The organism is Mycobacterium florentinum (genome assembly GCF_010730355.1).
GTDB lineage: Bacteria > Actinomycetota > Actinomycetes > Mycobacteriales > Mycobacteriaceae > Mycobacterium > Mycobacterium florentinum.
On the sequence record NZ_AP022576.1, the window covers coordinates 5,368,865 to 5,388,884 of the forward strand.

The following is a 20,020-nucleotide window of genomic DNA, read 5'->3' on the forward strand; positions in this document are numbered from 1 at the left end:
GTAGTCGCGGTGCACGGCGACACGGATGTGCAGGCCAAACTCCTTGCCCGCCTTGGCCGCAATCCGTTGTGGCCGAGCGATCTATAGCGGCGGCAGCTGGCCCTTGGCGATCACCGTCTGCAGCTCGACATACTCGTCGAGGCCTTCCGGCCCGAATTCGCGGCCGATGCCCGAGTGCTTGAAACCGCCGAACGGACTGCCGATGTCGAGCGTATACATGTTGATGCCGTACGTGCCCGCGCGCACACTGGCGGCGACGTCCAGGCCGTGGGCGATGTCCGAGGTCCACACCGATCCGGCCAGACCGTAGTTGCTTTCGTTGGCGATGCGGACCGCGTCGGATTCGTCGCGATAGCGCAGCACGGTCAACACCGGTCCGAAGATCTCTTCGCGCGCAATGCGCATGTCGTTCGTCGCGTCGACGAAAAGCGTTGGCCGCACGTACCAGCCGCGCTCGGCCGGACTGTCTTGTGCGGTATTGAGGCCACCGAGCACGATGCGGGCGCCCTCGCTTTGTCCGGACCGGATGTACTCCTGCACCTGGCGTTGATGCCGTTGAGCGAACAGAGGCCCGATGTCGGTCGCCTCGTCGGTCGGATCCCCGACGTTGAGATTCGACATCATCTCGGCCAGCGCGTCGACGAACTCGTCGTGCCGTTGTTCGCTGACCAAAAGGCGGGTCTGTGCGACGCAGGCCTGTCCGTTGTTCATCAGGCTGGCCGACTTCAGCCCGGCCACCGTCTTGGCGATGTCGGCGTCGTCGAGAATGATCGCCGCCGACTTGCCGCCCAGTTCCAGGCTCACCCGTTTGAGCTGCTCTCCGCACAGCGCGGCGATGCGGCGTCCGACGGCGCTGGAACCGGTGAACGAGATCTTGTCCACGCCGGGATGGCGCACCAGCGCCTCACCCACGTCGGTACCGCCGGGCAGCACCGACACCACGCCGTCGGGCAGGCCGACCTGCTCGATCATTTCGGCCAACCACAAAGCGTCCAAAGGTGTTTCGGGCGCGGGCTTGATGATGACCGTGCAGCCGGCGATCAGGGCCGGGATGAGCTTGGGCATGATCAGGAATTGCGGCACATTCCACGGCACGATCGCCCCGACCACCCCGACCGGGGCCCGGCGCAGGTGCACTTCGCCGAGCACGCCTTGGCGGCGTTCCGCCCAGGGGAAGGCACGGGCGGCGGCCAGCGTGAGGTGGATCAAGGCTGCCGCGGCCGCTCCCTGGCCCATCCGGCTGAAGGTGCGTGGGGAGCCCATCTCGTCGGTGATCAGGTCGGCCATCTCGTCGACGTGGCCGGCATAGATCGCGGCGAATTCCTCGACCTTGACCATCCGTTCGGCGTGGGTCAATCGTGGCCAGGGGCCATGGTCGAAAGCCTGTCGCGCGGCGGTGACCGCGGCATCGACATCCTCGGGACCGGCGGCTTGGACGTGGCCGATCGGCTCTTCGGTATGCGGGGAGATGACGGCGAGCTGGCTCGGGTTGAAGGGCTTGCGCCACTGCCCTCCGATGAACAGTTCGGCATAGGTCCGATGGTCGGATTTTTCTCTCATCGGGGCACTTCCTTGGGGAGGGGATGAGGCCGTGACCGTAACTTCGCTATTGACGCTAACATAGCAAAAATGAAAGATAGCGCCGTGGCAGGGAAGCCGAGATGAATACCGACTGGCGCAGTTACCCGTATCAGCTGGTGCCCGGTGACGACCAGCTGGATTTTCCCGCCGCCGAGGGCGAACACCCGGACCAGGAGTCCGACACGTGGTTCATCGCCGGACAACTCCAGGCCGTCGAGAGCGACCGGTCGTTTGCGTTCCTGACGATCTTCAACAAGAACCAACCCGGGGGAACCGTCGTCGCCGACTTCTACACAATGGCGCTGTTCGACCTCGACACCGGTGATTACGGCACCTACACCGATTACGACATGCCGCCGAAGAACATGGAGCCGGGCGCTCAGCGCAAATTGTCCATGGCCGCAGGCTATCTCGACATCAGCTATCACAGCAGTGCCGGCACCGCGTCGTGGACCACCTGCCGTGACGCCGAGGACCGGTTGCTGCCTTACACGTATCGAGTCAGTCTGGTCGGCCGGGATCACCAGGGCCGGTCCATGCGGTTGGACTTGGTCGTCACCCCGACGCGCGCGCCGGTGCCGGTGGGGGCGTCGACCTACAACGGGAAGATCGTCTGCTTCGGTCAAAAGGACACCTACTCGTATTTCCAGACCGGGATGTCGATGAGCGGGACGCTGCGCTGGGGGGAGACGATCGAGCAGGTTTCCGGCAGCGCCGGACACGTCGACCGGCAGTGGTTCCCGAAGTATGCCGGCGGCGGCGGAAGCGGGGGAGACCCGCGGGCCCGCTCGCACGAATGGCGCACGATCAATTTCGACAACGGCGTCGACCTGAGCATCTGGCGGCAGTTCGATCGTACGAACGGCAATGAGCTGCAACCCTTTACCGGTGTGACGACGTGCCATCCCGACCCCGCCATTGCGCCGGAGTGCGCCGAGGACGTGGAGGTGACCGTCAGCAGCTACGTGAAATGGCCGACGACGGTGCGGCCCCTGGTGCGGCCGCTGGCGCCGGCCCGGTACATGCCCGACCGGCACCGGATCACCTGCGCCACACTGCAACTGGATCTCGTCGGCGAGCCGCTGGTGCCGGCGCCCGCGCACGGCCTGCCCATCGAGTACATGGAAGGCCCGTACCGCTACCAGGGGACGCTGTGGGGTAAACCGGTGAGCGGCTTCGCGTTCAACGAGCGCTCGTTGGCGCTATATCGGGACTGGGAGCTGGTCGAAGTGCTGGCCACCACCGTGGCCGACGTCGACCCGGGTTTGCAGTCGGTGGTCGATCAGCTGGTGCCGTTGGTGGCCGCGGGCCGTCGGGGCGCGGCCGTGGAATTGCTCAACGGCGCGCGTCCCGTGCAAAACGACACGCTCGCAACGCTTCTCGACGATCTGATCGCGGCACTGTCCGAGGTGGAGTCAGCCGCCGGCAGCTGAGGCGGCCAGCGCCTCGGCCCACGCGATGTGGCGATGCTGCAACCCCGGCTCGTTGCGGCCGAACACCAGGTGATCGCGAGCGCCCGAACTGAGATTGGCCTGCAGCCCCTCGACCAGCCGGTAGTCTTCGTCGCGCACAGTGGCGTGCGCATACTCGAACACGGCTTGAGCGCCGGCCGCCACCGATTCGTCGGAGATGTCGAGCGGCGTCGAATTCTGGTGCACGGTAATCGATCTGCCCGGCTCGTCGCCGGGGTAGATCCGGAACAGCTCGCCGTTGGCGATCGTCACCGACAGCACGATGTTGGGGAACAACGCGTAGATCACCACCATGTTGTGGAACGGGTCCCACTGCTCCTCGGGAACATTCTCCAGCTCGAGGATCGCGTTGAGCGGGAAGATCAATCGATGGTGGGGTCCGTAGGAATCGAAAACCGTGCAGTTGCTGCGGGCAATGGTGGCGAAGGTGTCGCGGTGCACGGTGGCGAAGTGGTAGTTCTCGGCGAAGGTGTCGACGGCCAGCTTCCAGTTGATCGGGGCGTCGAGCACCTTCTCGCCCAGCGGAGACCAGCGCCCGATGCCCCACGAGTCGAGTTCGTCGGCCAGCGGTCCCAGATGCGCGGCGACGTCCAGGGTGGCGTCCTTGTCCAGCGCCACCCAGAGGAACCCGGCGAACTCGGCGGCGGGGAGTTCGGTCAATGCGTCGGACTTGACCGTCGTATCCGGGAAGCCCTCCCGGCCCGGCAGGCCGACCAGCTTGCCGGTGTTGTCGTAGGTCCAGGCGTGGTACGGGCAGCTGAATCGCTTCGCGGTGCCGCAGCCCGTCACCACCGGCGACTGGCGGTGCAGGCAGACATTGTCGAATGCGCGGACCGACCCATCGGATGTTCTGGTGAGCAGGATCGACCGCCCCATCACTGTCTTGGTGCAGTAAGCGGCGGGCTCGGCGAGCTCCGAGACGTAGCCGACCAGTTGCGGGCTGGCCAACAACAACGCCCTGTCGCTGAGGTGGCGCTGCATCGATGTGTACTCGCCGGCGTCGACGGTGTGCGGTCGCGGAGCCAGGTCGGTTGTCTTGTCGCGGGCCAACTTCAAGGCCCGTCGGGTCAGGTCGATGAGCTGGTCATGGTCCATTCGAAGCCCCCTCTGACGCTAACTTTATAAAGTTAATAGTGACAATAACAATGGGTCCGTCGAGCGTCTGGTGTGCGCTCATTGTTTTCGGTGTTACGTTGCGGCGGTCTTCCCCGGCGTGTCACCGCCCTGCGCGCGCACCCAGCGCCGACGCCGCACATTCGCCGCCCTGGACGCACACTCGGCGCCGTCATGCAACACTCGATCCCCGCGCCGGTGCAGCTGTGACTGATGGGACGGCAGCGAACTAAACACGCGATGCCCGGAAGTGACAAACCTGTAACCAGTGTGATTGATGTGTCTATTGATGTTTGTGTCGTACCCTGTCCGATGTGTCGATCTCACGTCGTGACGTGCTCAAATTCGCGGCGGCGACCCCGGCCTTGGTCGGCCTGGGCGTCGCGGCGTCGTCGTTGGGCGCCCCGACGGCCTCGGCATCGCTGGGCACCTTGTTGGACTACGCCGCGGGCGTGATCCCGGCCAGCCAGATCCGCGCCGCCGGCGCCGTGGGGTCGATCCGCTACGTTTCCGACCGGCGGCCGGGCGGTAACTGGATGCTGGGCAAGCCGATCCAGGTCGCCGAGGCTCGTGACCTGCACAGCAACGGGCTCAAGATTGTCTCCTGCTACCAGTACGGCAAGGGCAATTCCGCCGACTGGCTGGGCGGCGCCAACGCCGGGCTGCAACACGCCCAGCGGGGCATGGAGCTGCACGCCGCCGCCGGTGGCCCGCCCGAGGCGCCGATTTACGCGTCGATCGACGACGACCCGTCCTACGAGCAGTACAAAAGCCAGATCGCGCCCTACCTGCGGTCCTGGGAGTCAGTGATCGGGCACCAGCGGACGGGCGTTTACGGCAACGCGAAGACGATCGACTGGGCGCTGCACGACGGCCTGGGCTCCTGCTTCTGGCAGCACAACTGGGGCTCGCCCAAGGGCTACGCCCATCCGGCGGCCAATTTGCACCAGGTCGAGATCGATAAGCGCAGCGTGGGCGGTGTTGGGGTGGACATCAACGAGATCCTCAAGCCGCAATTCGGGCAGTGGGCCTAGCAACCGCGCGTCCTCGCACAGATTTCTGAACCAGTAGCCCATCCGGCCGGGCTTGCGCAAGCCGATTCCAGCAAACACTCGTTCGCCGTTTGTCGCGCCGCGCGGACTGCGGCTGGAGCGAGACGGCTCGGCCGCCGCGGCGCGACGGGCGGCGCGCACTACAAATTCTTAACATCACGATTTGATAACAATGCCGCCTTGAACAGCGCAGTTATAGCTACTCGACCGTAACCACCTGCATGCAGGACGTTTGTTCTGGATACCCGGAAGGCCGGTTAATCCGGGTGTTACCCACGACACGGTTACCCGTGCGTAGAACTCACCAGTAACCGATCTGCGCAGAAAAACGACCCGAATCCTTATGACACTCTTAGTACAGCCGATGCAGTCTGCCGCGCCGCTTGGTCGACATGAGTGGCCCGCCGACAACACACCGGTCAGCCGCTATTCGGGCTGCGATTCAAAGCGGAATCGACCCACAGCCAGCTGGAGTCCCGCTCACCGGGGCTGTCAGCAGGCCGAACGAACCGATACGTGAAGACGCATACAGGGAGATATACAAGGTGACGATCCACGAGCACGACCGGGTGTCCGCTGACCGCGACGGCAATGGCCCGCACAGCACCCATGCTCTCGTCGACCGTCTCACGGCGGGGGAGCCCTACGCAGTCGCGTTCGGCGGTCAGGGCAGCGCCTGGTTGGAAACCCTTGAAGAACTGGTGTCCTCGGCGGGCATCGAGACCGATATCGCCACGCTGGTCGGCGAAGCGGAGCTGCTGCTCGAACCGGTGGCCAAAGAGCTGGTCGTGGTGCGTCCGATCGGCTTCGAGCCGCTGCAGTGGGTGCGTGCGCTGGCGGCCGAGGACCCGACCCCGGCGGACAAGCACCTGACGTCGGCCGCGGTGTCGATGCCCGGTGTGCTGCTCACCCAGATCGCGGCCGGGCGTGCCCTGGCGCGACAGGGCATGGACTGGACCGCAACCCCGCCGGTCGCCGTCGCCGGCCACTCGCAGGGCGTGCTCGCCGTCGAGGCGTTCAAGGCCGAGGGCGTGCGCGACGTCGAGCTGCTGGCCCTGGCCCAGCTGATCGGCGCGGCCGGGACGCTGGTCGCCCGTCGCCGCGGCATCTCCGTGCTCGGCGACCGCCCGCCGATGGTGTCGGTCACCAACGCGGATCCCGAGCGCATCCGCCAGCTACTCGACGAGTTCTCCCAGGACGTCCGGACCGTGCTGCCCCCGGTGCTGTCCATCCGCAACGGTCGGCGCTCGGTCGTCATCACCGGCACGCCGGAGCAACTCTCCCGCTTCGAGCTGTACTGCCAGCAGATCTCCGAGAAAGAAGAAGCCGAGCGTAAGAACAAGCTGCGCGGCGGCGACGTCTTCGCGCCGGTGTTCGACCCGGTTCAGGTCGAGGTGGGCTTCCACACCCCGCGGCTGGCCGACGGCATCGACATCGTCGGCGGCTGGGCCGAAAAGGTCGGCCTGGACGTCGAGCTGGCCCGGCGCCTGACCGACGCCATCCTGGTGAGCGGCGTCGATTGGGTGGAAGAGATCACCGCGGTGCACGACGCCGGTGCGCGCTGGATCCTCGACCTGGGTCCCGGCGACATCCTGACCCGGCTCACCGCGCCGGTGATCCGCGGCCTCGGCGTCGGCATCGTGCCCGCCGCCACCCGCGGTGGTCAGCGCAACCTCTTTACCGTCGGGGCCACCCCCGAGGTGGCACGGCCCTGGTCGAGCTACGCGCCGACCGTCGTGACCCTGCCCGACGGCCGCGTCAAGCTGTCGACGAAGTTCACCCGGCTGACCGGGCGCTCGCCGATCCTGCTCGCGGGCATGACCCCGACCACGGTCGACGCCAAGATCGTCGCCGCCGCGGCCAACGCCGGACACTGGGCCGAGCTGGCCGGTGGCGGGCAGGTCACCGAGGAAATCTTCGGTGCCCGCATCGAGGAGCTGTCCGGGTTGCTCGAAGAGGGCCGGACCTACCAGTTCAACACCCTGTTCCTCGACCCCTACCTGTGGAAGCTTCAGGTCGGCGGCAAGCGCCTGGTGCAGAAGGCCCGCCAGGCCGGCGCCGCGATCGACGGCCTGGTGATCAGCGCAGGGATCCCGGACCTCGAGGAAGCCGTCGCGCTGATCGACGAGCTCAATGAGGTCGGCATCAGCCACGTCGTGTTCAAGCCCGGCACCATCGAGCAGATCCGCTCGGTCATCCGCATCGCCACCGAGGCGCCCACCAAATCGGTGATCATGCATATCGAGGGCGGGCGCGCCGGCGGTCACCACTCGTGGGAGGACCTCGACGACCTGCTCCTGGCGACCTACTCGGAGCTGCGCTCACGCTCCAACATCACCGTCTGCGTCGGCGGCGGTATCGGCACGCCCGAGCGCGCCGCCGAATACCTGTCCGGCCGTTGGTCGCAGTCCTATGGCTTCCCGTCGATGCCGATCGACGGCATCCTGGTCGGCACCGCCGCGATGGCCACCCTGGAATCCACCACTTCGCCCTCGGTCAAGCAGATGCTGGTCGAGACCACCGGCACCGACCAGTGGATCGGCGCCGGAAAAGCCCAGGGCGGCATGGCTTCCAGCCGCAGCCAGCTCGGTGCCGACATCCACGAGATCGACAACACCGCGTCGCGTTGCGGCCGGCTGCTCGACGAGGTCGCCGGTGACGCCGACGCCGTTGCCGAGCGCCGCGACGAAATCATCGCCGCGATGGCCGGCACCGCCAAGCCGTACTTCGGCGATGTCGCCGAGATGACCTACCTCCAGTGGCTGCAGCGCTACGTCGAGCTCACCATCGGTGAGGGCAACTCGACCGCGGACACCGCGTCGCCCGGCAGCCCGTGGCTGGCCGAAACCTGGCGCGACCGCTTCCAGCAGATGCTGCAGCGCGCCGAGGCCCGGCTGCACCAGCAGGACCACGGCCCGATCGAGACGCTGTTCAACGACGAGGCCCTGCTGGAGGACCCGCAGGCGGCCCTTGCCGCGCTGGTTGACAGCTACCCCGACGCGAAAACCGTTGTGCTGCACCCCGCCGACGTGCCGTTCTTCAACACGCTGTGCAAGACGCTGGGCAAGCCGGTCAACTTCGTGCCGGTCATCGACAAGGACGTGCGGCGCTGGTGGCGCAGCGATTCGCTGTGGCAGGCGCACGACGCCCGCTACGACGCCGACCAGGTGTGCATCATCCCCGGCACCGCCGCGGTCGCCGGCATCACCCGGGTCGACGAGCCCGTCGGTGAACTGCTCGACCGCTTCGAGCAGGCCGCCATCGACGACGTGTTGCGCGCCGGCGGCGAGGCGAAAGCCGTCAGGTCGCGCCGGCTGGGCCGCCCGGATGTGACCGGGGCGCTGGCCGTCGTGCTCGACGCCCCCGATGTGCTGTGGGCCCGACGCACCGCCACCAACCCGGTGCATCGCATCGCCGACCCGGCCGACTGGCTGGTCCACGAAGGTCAGCGCGCCACCCACTCGTCGACCGGAGCTCGCCTGCAGGTCCAGTCCGATGAGCGCGTCGTGCTCAGCATCCCGATCTCCGGGGTCTGGATCGACATCCCATTCACGTTGCACGCCAACACCATTGACGGCGGTATGCCGGTGGTCTCCACCGACGACGCCACCGCCGCGATGCGCGCGGTGCTCGCGATCGCCGCCGGTGTGGACGGGCCGGAGTTCCTCCCGCAGGTGACCGACGGAACGGCCACCGTGACGGTGGACTGGGACCCCGAGCGGGTCGCCGACCACACCGGCGTCACGGCCACCTTCGGCGAGCGCCTGGCGCCCAGCCTCACCACGGTGCCCGACGCGTTGGTCGGTCTCTGCTGGCCCGCGGTGTTCTCCACGATCGGTTCCGCGGTCACCGAGTCCGGTGTTCCCGTCGTCGAGGGCCTGCTGAGCCTGGTGCACCTGGACCACGCCGCACACGTGGTCGGCAAGCTGCCCGCGCAGCCGGCCCAATTGACCGTTACCGCAACGGCTTCGGCGGCGATCGACACCGACATGGGCCGGGTCGTCCCGGTCTCGGTGACGGTGGCCGATCCCGACGGTAAGGTGATCGCCACCCTCGAGGAGCGATTCGCGATCCTCGGGCGTACCGGTGCCGCCGAACTCACCGACCCGTGCCGGGCCGGTGGCGCGGTGTCGGAGAACACGACCGACACTCCGCGGCGCCGCCGTCGTGACGTGAAGATGACCGCGCCGGTCGACATGCGGCCGTTCGCCGTCGTGTCCGGTGACCACAACCCGATCCACACCGACCGGGCCGCCGCGCTGCTGGCCGGACTGGAATCGCCCATCGTGCACGGCATGTGGCTCTCGGCCGCCGCGCAGCACACGGTGACCGCCACCGACGGCCAGGCCCGCCCGCCGGCTCGCCTGATCGGCTGGACGGCCCGATTCCTGGGCATGGTGCGCCCGGGTGACGAGGTCGACTTCCGGGTCGACCGCGTCGGAATCGACCAGGGCGCAGAGGTTTTGGAGGTCACCGCCAAGGTTGGCACCGACCTGGTGATGTCGGCGACCGCGCGACTGGCCGCACCCAAGACGGTCTACGCGTTCCCCGGCCAGGGCATTCAGCACAAGGGCATGGGCATGGAGGTCCGCGCCCGGTCCAAGGCGGCCCGCAAGATCTGGGACGACGCGGACAAGTTCACCCGCGAGACCCTGGGCTTCTCGGTGCTGCACGTGGTGCGCGACAACCCGACCAGCCTGATCGCCAGCGGTGTGCACTACCACCACCCCGACGGTGTGCTGTACCTGACGCAGTTCACCCAGGTCGCGATGGCGACGGTGGCGGCCGCGCAGGTCGCCGAGATGCGCGAGCAGGGTGCATTCGTCGAGGGCGCCATCGCGTGCGGGCACTCGGTCGGTGAATACACCGCGCTGGCCTGCGTGCTGGGCGTCTACCAGCTGGAAGCCTTGCTGGAGACCGTGTTCCACCGCGGGTCGAACATGCACGACATCGTGCCGCGCGACGAGATGGGCCGCTCCAACTACCGGCTGGCCGCGATCCGTCCCTCGCAGATCGATCTGCCCGATGACGAGGTCACCGACTTCGTCGCCGAAATCGCTGAGCGCACCGGGGAATTCCTGGAGATCGTCAACTTCAACCTGCGTGGCTCGCAGTACGCGATCGCCGGCACGGTGCGCGGTCTCGAGGCGCTCGAGGAAGAAGTGGAGAAGCGCCGCGAGATCAGCGGCGGCAAGCGCTCGTTCATCCTGGTGCCGGGCATCGACGTGCCGTTCCACTCGCGGGTGTTGCGGGTCGGCGTCGCCGACTTCCGCCGCTCGCTGGAGCGGGTCATGCCGCGCGACCAGGATCCCGAGCTGGTCATCGGGCGCTATATCCCGAACCTGGTGCCGCGGCCGTTCACGCTGGACCGCGACTTCATCCAAGAGATCCGCGATCTGGTGCCGGCCGAACCGCTCGACCCGATCCTGGCCGACTACGACACCTGGCTTACCGAGCGGCCGCGTGAGATGGCCCGCACGGTCTTCATCGAGCTGTTGGCGTGGCAGTTCGCCAGCCCGGTGCGCTGGATCGAAACCCAAGACCTGCTCTTCATCGAGGAGGCAGCCGGTGGTCTGGGTGTGGAGCGGTTCGTCGAGATCGGTGTGAAGTCCGCGCCGACCGTCGCGGGACTGGCCACCAACACCCTCAAGCTGCCCGAATATGCGCACAGCACAGTCGAAGTGCTCAACGCCGAGCGCGACTATGCGGTGCTGTTCGCCAACGATACCGACCCCGAGCCGGAGGCCGACGAGCCCGCTGAGTCGGCCGCACCGGAAGCCGCGGCAGCTCCTGAAGGCGCCGCGCCCGCACCGGCACCCGCGCCGACCGCGCCCTCGGGCGCCCCGCGGCCCGATGACATCGGATTCGACGCGGCCGATGCGACTTTGGCGCTGATCGCCTTGTCGGCGAAGATGCGCATCGACCAGATCGAGCAGCTGGACTCGATCGAGTCCATCACCGACGGTGCATCATCGCGGCGTAACCAGCTGCTGGTCGACCTGGGTTCGGAGTTGAACCTGGGCGCCATCGACGGTGCCGCCGAGGCCGACCTGGCCGGGTTGAGGGCGCAGGTGACCAAGCTGGCACGCACCTACAAGCCTTACGGCCCAGTGCTTTCCGACGCGATCAACGACCAGCTGCGCACGGTTCTCGGGCCGTCCGGCAAGCGGCCGGCCGCCATCATCGAGCGGGTCACCAAGACCTGGGAGCTCGGCGAGGGTTGGGCCAAGCACGTCGTCGTCGAGGTTGCGCTGGGAACCCGCGAGGGCACCAGCGTGCGCGGCGGTGCGCTGGGGCACCTGCACGAGGGTGCGCTGGCCGACGCCGCCGCCGTTGACAAAGTCATCGATGCCGCGGTCGCCGCGGTCGGTGCGCGCCAGGGTGTTTCGGTGGCGCTGCCCTCGGCGGGCGGTGGCGGTGGAGCGACGATCGACGCCGCTGCGCTGTCGGAGTTCACCGACCAGATCACCGGCCGTGACGGAGTGCTCGCTTCGGCGGCCCGCCTGGTGCTGGGCCAGCTGGGTCTGGACGACACGGTCAGCGCCGCGCCGGTGGCCACGGACGCCGAGCTCATCGACCTGGTCACCGCCGAATTAGGTTCGGAATGGCCACGTTTGGTGGCGCCGGTGTTCGACGCCAAGAAGGCCGTCCTGTTCGACGACCGCTGGGCCAGCGCCCGCGAGGACCTGGTCAAGCTGTGGCTGACCGACGAGGGCGACATCGACGCGGACTGGGTCCGGTTGTCGGAGCGGTTCGAAGGTGCGGGCCACATCGTCGCGACCCAGGCCACGTGGTGGCAGGGCAAGGCGCTGGCGACGGGCCGTCAGATCCACGCCTCGCTGTTCGGCCGCATTGCCGCCGGCGCCGAGAACCCGGAACCCGGTCCCTACCACAGCGAAATCGCGGTCGTCACCGGAGCTTCGAAGGGTTCGATCGCCGCGTCGGTCGTGGCGCGTCTGCTCGACGGCGGTGCCACCGTCATCGCGACGACGTCGAAGCTCGACGACGAGCGGCTGGCGTTCTACCGCACGCTGTACCGCGACCACGCCCGGTTCGGCGGGTCGCTGTGGGTGGTCGCGGCCAACATGGCCTCGTACTCCGACATCGACGCCCTGGTCGAATGGATCGGTACCGAGCAGAACGAAAGCCTTGGGCCGCAATCGATTCACATCAAGGACGCGCAAACCCCGACACTGCTGTTCCCGTTCGCGGCACCGCGGGTGGCCGGCGATCTGTCGGAGGCCGGTTCGCGCTCCGAGATGGAGATGAAGGTTCTGCTGTGGGCCGTGCAGCGGCTGATCGGCGGTCTGTCGAAGATCGGCGCCGAGCGCGACATCGCGTCACGGTTGCATGTGGTGCTGCCGGGCTCGCCCAACCGCGGAATGTTCGGCGGCGACGGCGCTTACGGTGAGGCCAAGGCGGCGCTGGACGCGCTGGTGAGTCGCTGGCACGCCGAATCCTCGTGGGCCGCGCGAGTCAGCTTGGCGCACGCGCTGATTGGCTGGACCCGCGGCACCGGGCTGATGGGTCACAACGACGCCATTGTCACCGCCGTGGAGGAGGCCGGTGTCACCACCTACTCCACCGACGAGATGGCCGCGATGCTATTGGCCCTCTGCGACGTGGAGTCGAAGGTGGCCGCGGCCGGCAAGCCGATCGAGGCCGACCTGACCGGCGGTCTGGGTGAGGTCGAACTCGACATGGCCGAGCTGGCCGCCAGCGCACGCGAGCAGGCCACTGCCGCGAGCGAAGACGCCGACGACGAGCCGGCCGAGGGCACCATCGCCGCGCTGCCGTCGCCGCCGCGCGGGTTCACCCCGGCGCCGGCGCCGGAATGGCCCGACCTGGACCTCGACCCGGCCGATCTTGTGGTGATCGTCGGCGGCGCCGAACTCGGCCCGTACGGTTCGTCGCGTACCCGGTTCGAAATGGAGGTCGACAACGAGCTGTCGGCCGCCGGTGTGCTCGAGCTGGCCTGGACCACCGGCCTGATCCGCTGGGAGGACGACCCGCAACCGGGTTGGTACGACACGCAATCCGGTGATCTGGTCGACGAGGCCGAACTGGTCGAGCGCTACCACGACACGATCGTCGAGCGTTGCGGTATCCGCGAGTTCGTTGACGACGGCTCGATCGACCCCGACCACGCGTCGCCGTTGCTGGTCTCGGTATTCCTGGAGAAGGACTTCGCGTTCGTCGTCTCCTCGGAGGCCGACGCCCGTGCCTTCGCCGAGTTCGACCCGGAGCACACGGTCATCCGGCCGGTGCCCGACTCCAGTGACTGGCAGGTTATCCGTAAGGCGGGCACCGAGATTCGGGTGCCGCGCAAGAACAAGTTGTCACGCGTCGTCGGCGGCCAGGTCCCGACCGGGTTCGACCCGACGGTATGGGGCATCAGCCAGGACATGCTCAGTTCCATCGACCGGCTGGCCGTGTGGAACATCGTCGCGACCGTCGACGCATTCCTGAGTGCCGGGTTCAGCCCGGCCGAGGTGATGCGCTACGTGCACCCGAGCCTGGTGGCCAACACCATGGGCACCGGCATGGGCGGCGGTACCTCGATGCAGACGATGTACCACGGAAACTTGTTGGGCCGTAACAAGCCGAACGACATCTTCCAGGAAGTGCTGCCGAATATCGTTGCCGCACACGTGGTTCAGTCCTACATCGGCAGCTACGGGTCGATGATCCACCCGGTCGCCGCGTGCGCGACGGCCGCGGTGTCGGTCGAGGAAGGCATGGACAAGATCCGGCTCGGCAAGGCTGAGCTGGTGGTGGCCGGCGGCATCGACGACCTGACGCTGGAAGGCATCATCGGCTTCGGTGACATGTCGGCCACCGCCGACACCGAGATGATGCGCGGCCGCGGCATTGCCGACTCGAAGTTCTCCCGGGCCAACGACCGGCGTCGGTTGGGCTTCGTCGAGGCCCAAGGCGGCGGCACCATCCTGCTGGCGCGCGGCGACCTGGCGCTCAAGATGGGTCTGCCGGTGCTCGCGGTGGTGGGCTTCGCGCAGTCGTACGCCGACGGGGTGCACACCTCGATCCCGGCGCCGGGACTCGGCGCGCTGGGTGCGGGTCGTGGCGGCAAGGAATCGCCGCTGGCACGCGAGCTCGCGAAGCTGGGCGTGGGTCCCGACGACATCGCGGTGATCTCCAAGCACGACACCTCGACGCTGGCCAACGACCCCAACGAGACCGAGCTGCACGAGCGCCTCGCCGACTCGATGGGACGGTCCGAGGGTGCTCCGCTGTTCATCGTGTCGCAGAAGAGCCTCACCGGGCACGCCAAGGGCGGCGCGGCGGTCTTCCAGATGATGGGGCTGTGCCAGATGCTGCGCGACGGCGTCATCCCGCCCAACCGCAGCCTGGATTGCGTCGACGACGAACTGAGCGGGTCGGCCCACTTCGTCTGGGTGCGGGACACCTTGCGGCTCGGCGGGAAGTTCCCGCTCAAGGCCGGGATGCTGACCAGCCTCGGGTTCGGTCACGTGTCCGGGCTGGTCGCGCTGGTGCACCCGCAGGCGTTCATCGCAACGCTGGACCCGGAGCAGCGGGAGGACTACCAGCGGCGCGCGGACGCACGCCTGCTGGCCGGTCAGCGCCGGCTGGTGTCGGCCATCGCCGGCGGTGAGCCGATGTACCAGCGGCCGCCGGACCGCCGCTTCGACCACAGCGCACCGGAGAAGCGTCAGGAGGCTTCGATGCTGCTGAATCCGGTCGCGCGACTGGGCGAGGACGACGCCTACCAGGTGCCTGCCGGATGACTTTGGTGATCGGTTAACCTGGCCAGCCATGGGCATTGTCGGTGTCGGGATCGATCTCGTCTCCATTCCGGATTTCGCCGACCAGGTTGACCAGCCGGGAACGGTGTTCTCCGAAACGTTTACGCCGGGTGAGCGTCGCGACGCCTCCGACAAGAGTTCGTCGGCGGCGCGTCATCTGGCCGCACGATGGGCCGCGAAGGAAGCCGTGATCAAGGCCTGGTCCGGGTCACGGTTCTCGCAGCGGCCGATCCTGCGCGAGGACATCCACCGCGACATCGAAGTCGTCACCGACATGTGGGGCCGGCCGCGGGTGCGGTTGACCGGGGACATCGCCAAGCATCTGGCCGACGTGACGATCCATGTGTCGCTGACGCACGAAGGGGACACCGCGGCCGCGGTCGCGATCCTCGAAACGACGTGAGGCGCCGACTAGCCTCGGGGACATGAGCGATCTTGTTGAGCGCGTCCGCGACGTCTTGGCGTCGGTGCGCCGCGATCTCGAGGACTTGGTGCGGATCGAATCGGTGTGGGCCGACCCCGGCCGCCGCGACGAGGTGCATCGCAGTGCGCAGGCAGTCGCGGATCTGTTGTCCCAGGCCGGATTTGGCGATGTGCGCATCGTCAGCGAGGGTGGCGCACCGGCCGTCATCGCACACCATCCCGCACCCGCCGGGGCACCCACCGTGCTGCTGTACGCCCACCACGACGTGCAGCCCGAAGGCGACCGCGATCAGTGGGCATCGCCGCCGTTCGAGCCGACCGAGCGCAACGGCCGCTTGTACGGGCGCGGCAGCGCCGACGACAAGGCCGGTATCGCAACGCATTTAGCCGCATTCCGGGCACACGGCGGCCAACCGCCGGTCGGTGTGACGGTCTTCGTCGAAGGGGAAGAAGAATCCGGGTCGCCGTCCCTGGGCCGGCTGCTGGCCGCCCACCGCGACGCACTGGCCGCCGACGTGATCGTCATCGCCGACTCGGACAACTGGAGCACCGAAATCCCGGCGCTGACGGTGACCCTGCGTGGCCTGGTCGACTGCGTCGTCGAGGTGGCCACGCTCGACCACGGGCTGCACTCCGGCATTTGGGGCGGCGTGGTGCCCGACGCGCTGAGTGTCCTGGTGCGGCTGCTGGCCAGCCTGCACGACGACGACGGGAACGTGGCCGTCGCCGGTCTGCACGAAAGTACCGCAGCCGCTGTGGATTACCCGCCCGAGCGGGTGCGCGCCGACTCCGGGCTGCTGGACGGAGTGTCGGAGATCGGCACGGGTTCGGCGCCGCAGCGGCTGTGGGCCAAACCCGCGATCACGGTGATCGGAATCGACACCACACCGATCGAGAAAGCGTCGAACACGCTGATCCCGCGCGCGGCCGCGAAGATCAGCATGCGGGTCGCACCCGGTGGTGACGCCGCCGCACACCTGGACGCGCTGACCGCTCACCTGCAGCAGCACACGCCGTGGGGCGCGCAGGTCAGCGTCACCCGCGGCGACATCGGGGAGCCCTACGCCATCGATGCCAGCGGCGGCGTCTACGAGGCGGCGCGGGCGGCCTTCCGGCAGGCGTGGGGCACCGACGCGATCGACATGGGCATGGGCGGCTCGATCCCGTTCATCGCCGAGTTCGCCGCGGCCTTCCCGCAGGCGAAAATCCTCGTCACCGGCGTCGAAGATCCCGCGACCCAGGCCCACAGCATCAACGAGAGCCTGCATCTGGGCGTGCTGGAACGTGCTGCCATCGCCGAGGCGCTGCTGCTGGCCAATCTGGCCTAGCGCGACTCACCTGTCGTCGGGTGCTTTTTGACGCTGAGACACGATGTTGTTGTTACCCGTCTTGTTGATCGTCGGCGACCCGGAGTGGTAGATCATCGCGTTGTCATCGCCGAAAACGCTGATCGTGTCGGCGCTGTCGACGGTGACGTGATTTGCGCTTCCGGAGACGTCGAGCCGGCGACAGTGGCCCGTGACGGTGTAGGTGTTGTTGTCACCTTCCAGCCTCAGGTTTCCGTCGTTGCAGTCGATCTTGTCCTTCGCACCGCCATTGATCATTGTGAGATTTCCGTGCACGGTGGTGCCGGTGTAATGACCCACGAAAGCCGCGATCGCGAACGCGGCCAGGCACCCACCCATTAATATCCCCCATCCTCGCGGCGTGTTCGCCAGCTTCGCGACGTCCCCAAACCGGTGCCACCAGGTCGCCCCGGGCGTACCCCCGCCACCCCGGCCGCTCTTCGACGTTCCGGACGGGCGGGGCGCGGCACCCGGCGGCTGCCCGACGCCGCGCTCCAGCTCGCGTATGTAGTCCTCGGGGTCTTGCTTCTCCGGGTCCATCATTCAATAGTCCGCCCTGCAGTTCGGTTTTGGTGGTGTCGTCCCGAAGTCGCGACGTTTCACGGCCAGGGGAAGCCGGGTGCCGGTGGGGGTACGTCGGCCGGATTGGCCTCCTCGAAGTGATACACCGGGCCGGACGGGCCGTTGGTAACGGTCACCGCGAACCAGTGGCACACGCTCAGGTCGAATCCCGGTGGTATCGGAACCGTGTATCCCCATTTCTGGCCGGGGCAGTAGTGCCAATAGGACGGCCCGGCCTGAGCGGGGGCGGCCAGTCCCAAACCAGCCGCTGCCATGCCGCCAGAAATCAGCGCGCTCGTGAGGATCCGGCCCACGGTGCGCGGTGTATTCATCGGAAGACCTTTTCTTTGCCAATTGCGCCGTGCATTACGGCGACCCATTGGCGAAATTTTGGCGACCACGTGCGGCTACCGATCCCAAATTGAAGCCAGGAATGCTTTTCTAGACGGGTCGTCTCGCCGCATACTGCTCTGATAGGCAGCCACTCGTCCGCAGGAGAGGCCACACGGTGACTACGGAAGACACCCTGACCGGCAGAGCCGGTAAGACCAACCGTTACCACTTTGATCGCCACACCCCGGAGTACCGCGAACGGTTCACCGCGATCACCGAGGAGATGCACGCCAGGTGCCCGGTGGCATGGACCGACACCTACGACGGGCATTGGGTGGCCGCGGGCAGCCGGGAAGTCTTCGAGCTCGCTCGCTGTCCGCACGTGTCCAACGATCACGACGTGACCGGTGAAGGCACCGGCTACAAGGGCATCACCATTCCGACGCTGCCGCAGGGCACCGGCGTCCGCGGCGGCATGCTCGAGATGGACGAACCCGAGCACTCCGCCTACCGCAGCATCCTCAACCCCTACCTGTCCCCGGCGGCCGTCAAGCGCTGGAAGCCGTTTGTCGACGAGATCGTGCGGGCGAGCATCGACGAGAAGATCGAAGCCGGGCGGATCGACTTCGTCGACGATCTCGCGAACGTGGTGCCGGCCGTCCTGACGCTGGCGATGATGGGCGTGCCGCTGAAGAAGTGGCAGCTCTATTGCGAGCCGGCCCACGCCAACGTCTACACCCCCGCCGATTCTCCGGATGCTCCAAGGGTTTTGGAGCAAACGATGGCCATGGGCGCGGACCTGTTCAACCACCTCCTCGAGATCCGGGATAACCCGCGTCCCGGTCTGGTTGACGCGTTGGCGCGGCTCGAAATTGACGGCGAACCGGCGCCCGACGCCGAACTGCTCGGCATGCTCGGCCTGATCATCGGCGGCGGCTTCGACACGACGACGGCGCTGACCGCGCACGCACTCGAATGGCTCGGCGAAAATCCCGAGCAGCGCGAACTGCTGACGCGGGAGTCGGAAACGCTGCTCGACTCGGCGACCGAGGAATTCTTGCGTTACTTCACGCCCGCTCCGGGGGACGGTCGCACGATCGCCGCCGATCTCGAAATCGCGGGCACGCGGTTCAAGGAGGGCGATCGCCTGTGGTTGTCCTGGGCGATGGCCAACCGCGACCCCTCGGTGTTTCCCGATCCGAATCGATTGGACCTCGGCCGTAAGAACAACCGGCACTTCAGCTTCGGGCTCGGCATCCACCGCTGCATCGGCTCAAATGTGGCGCGCGTCGTGTTCAAGTCGATGCTCACGGCGGTACTCGACCGGATGCCCGACTACCGCTGCGACCCCGAGGGCACCGTGCACTATCCGACGATCGGTGTGATCCAGGGCATGCAGCACCTTCCGGCGACCTTCACGCCCGGGCGGCGGCTTGGACCCGGGATCGACGAGACGCTGGACAAGCTGCAGCGGGTCTGCGACGAACAGGGATGCGCGCGGCCCATCACCGAGTACGCCGAGGCCGCCGTCATCGACTAGACCGACAGATCGCGCCTTAGCTTGGCGACGTGGCCGGTGGCCTTCACGTTGTACTGCGCGACCGCGATCTTGCCCTTTTCGTCGATGACGAAGGTCGAGCGGATCACGCCGGTGACCGTCTTGCCGTACAGCTGCTTTTCGCCGTAGGCGCCGTACGCCGTCAGCACCTTGCGCTCGGGATCGGACAGCAGCGGGAAGGTCAGCTTCTCGGCGTCGCGGAACTTGGCGAGCTTCTCCGGCTTGTCGGGGGAGATCCCGACGACGTCGAGGCCGGCGCCGCCCAGTTCGGCCAGGCTGTCGCGGAAGTCGCAGGCCTGTTTGGTGCACCCCGGCGTCGATGCCGCCGGGTAGAAGTACACGACGACGCGGCGCCCCTTGTAGTCGGCCAGCGATACCTTGTTGCCGTCGGCGTCGGGAAGGCTGAAGGCGGGCGCTTTGTCCCCGGGTGCCAGCCGCGTGGTCTCGGTCAAGGTGCTTCCCCTTTCGGTTCACCAGAGCGTCGGCATTAGGGTAGTGCCTCAGGTGCACGAGGCTCAGTTGGAGGACAGACACGTGGTGGACCGCGACCCCGACGCCATCAAGCAGGAGATCGACGCCGCCCGCGACCAGCTCGCGGCCACCGTCGACTCGCTCGCCGAGCGCGCCAACCCGCGCCGCCTCGCCGACGACCTCAAGGCCAAGGTGATCGGCTTCGTCACGAAACCCGCGGTGGCCGCCACGCTGGCCGGAGCCGGGGCCCTCGTGGTCATCGTGGTGGTGCACCGGGTCAGGAACCGCTGACCTCGCTCACCGGGTAGACAGACAGCTCTGTCTA

The 20,020-nt window shown here is 67.4% G+C and carries 12 protein-coding genes; 7 read left to right on the plus strand and 5 right to left on the minus strand.

Annotated features, from left to right (window positions below; genetic code table 11):
• Positions 1-81: 81 nt before the first annotated feature.
• Complete coding sequence (locus tag G6N55_RS25500; protein ID WP_085220811.1) at positions 82-1,560, minus strand: aldehyde dehydrogenase; 1,479 nt, start codon at positions 1,558-1,560, stop codon at positions 82-84.
• 101 nt (positions 1,561-1,661) lie between these two features.
• Between G6N55_RS25500 and G6N55_RS25505 the strand changes: the two genes are divergently transcribed.
• Entirely contained in the window at positions 1,662-3,014 is a 1,353-nt protein-coding gene (locus tag G6N55_RS25505) for a lipocalin-like domain-containing protein (protein ID WP_085220810.1), read from the plus strand.
• On the opposite strand, the gene G6N55_RS25510 is transcribed toward G6N55_RS25505, so the two are convergent.
• Complete coding sequence (locus G6N55_RS25510; protein WP_085220809.1) at positions 2,997-4,148, minus strand: aromatic ring-hydroxylating oxygenase subunit alpha; 1,152 nt, start codon at positions 4,146-4,148, stop codon at positions 2,997-2,999. The two genes, G6N55_RS25505 and G6N55_RS25510, sit on opposite strands and share 18 nt — an antisense overlap.
• A 332-nt stretch (positions 4,149-4,480) precedes the next feature.
• Between G6N55_RS25510 and G6N55_RS25515 the strand changes: the two genes are divergently transcribed.
• From G6N55_RS25515 to G6N55_RS25530, 4 genes are all read left to right on the plus strand, one after another.
• Positions 4,481-5,200: a glycoside hydrolase domain-containing protein gene (locus tag G6N55_RS25515; protein WP_085220808.1), complete on the plus strand. Its 720-nt coding sequence runs from the start codon at positions 4,481-4,483 to the stop codon at positions 5,198-5,200.
• Between the two features lie 563 nt (positions 5,201-5,763).
• A complete protein-coding gene (locus G6N55_RS25520) occupies positions 5,764-14,985 on the plus strand; it encodes a type I polyketide synthase (RefSeq protein ID WP_085220807.1) in 9,222 nt (3,073 codons plus the stop codon).
• A gap of 28 nt (positions 14,986-15,013) precedes the next feature.
• A complete protein-coding gene (acpS, locus tag G6N55_RS25525; protein WP_085220806.1) occupies positions 15,014-15,406 on the plus strand; it encodes a holo-ACP synthase AcpS in 393 nt (130 codons plus the stop codon).
• Between the two features lie 22 nt (positions 15,407-15,428).
• Positions 15,429-16,754 (plus strand): dipeptidase, encoded by a 1,326-nt coding sequence (locus tag G6N55_RS25530; RefSeq protein ID WP_085220805.1) that lies wholly within the window; start codon positions 15,429-15,431, stop codon positions 16,752-16,754.
• 6 nt (positions 16,755-16,760) lie between these two features.
• Here G6N55_RS25530 and G6N55_RS25535 read toward each other — a convergent pair whose 3' ends face one another.
• Together G6N55_RS25535 and G6N55_RS25540 are read right to left on the minus strand one after the other, a co-directional pair.
• Positions 16,761-17,312 carry a DUF3060 domain-containing protein gene (locus tag G6N55_RS25535; protein WP_139826712.1) on the minus strand — a complete coding sequence of 184 codons (552 nt, stop codon included), beginning with the start codon at positions 17,310-17,312 and terminating at the stop codon, positions 16,761-16,763.
• A gap of 59 nt (positions 17,313-17,371) precedes the next feature.
• On the minus strand, positions 17,372-17,665 hold the full coding sequence (locus G6N55_RS25540; RefSeq protein ID WP_085220803.1) for a hypothetical protein: 294 nt from the start codon (positions 17,663-17,665) through the stop codon (positions 17,372-17,374).
• A gap of 176 nt (positions 17,666-17,841) precedes the next feature.
• Here G6N55_RS25540 and G6N55_RS25545 point away from each other — a divergent pair, with 176 nt between their 5' ends.
• Positions 17,842-19,206 (plus strand): cytochrome P450, encoded by a 1,365-nt coding sequence (locus G6N55_RS25545; RefSeq protein WP_085220802.1) that lies wholly within the window; start codon positions 17,842-17,844, stop codon positions 19,204-19,206.
• On the opposite strand, the gene bcp is transcribed toward G6N55_RS25545, so the two are convergent.
• Entirely contained in the window at positions 19,203-19,676 is a 474-nt protein-coding gene (bcp, locus tag G6N55_RS25550; protein ID WP_085220801.1) for a thioredoxin-dependent thiol peroxidase, read from the minus strand. The two genes, G6N55_RS25545 and bcp, sit on opposite strands and share 4 nt — an antisense overlap.
• Before the next feature lie 82 nt (positions 19,677-19,758).
• Between bcp and G6N55_RS25555 the strand changes: the two genes are divergently transcribed.
• Positions 19,759-19,986: a DUF3618 domain-containing protein gene (locus tag G6N55_RS25555; protein ID WP_085221230.1), complete on the plus strand. Its 228-nt coding sequence runs from the start codon at positions 19,759-19,761 to the stop codon at positions 19,984-19,986.
• The last annotated feature ends 34 nt before the right edge of the window (positions 19,987-20,020 follow it).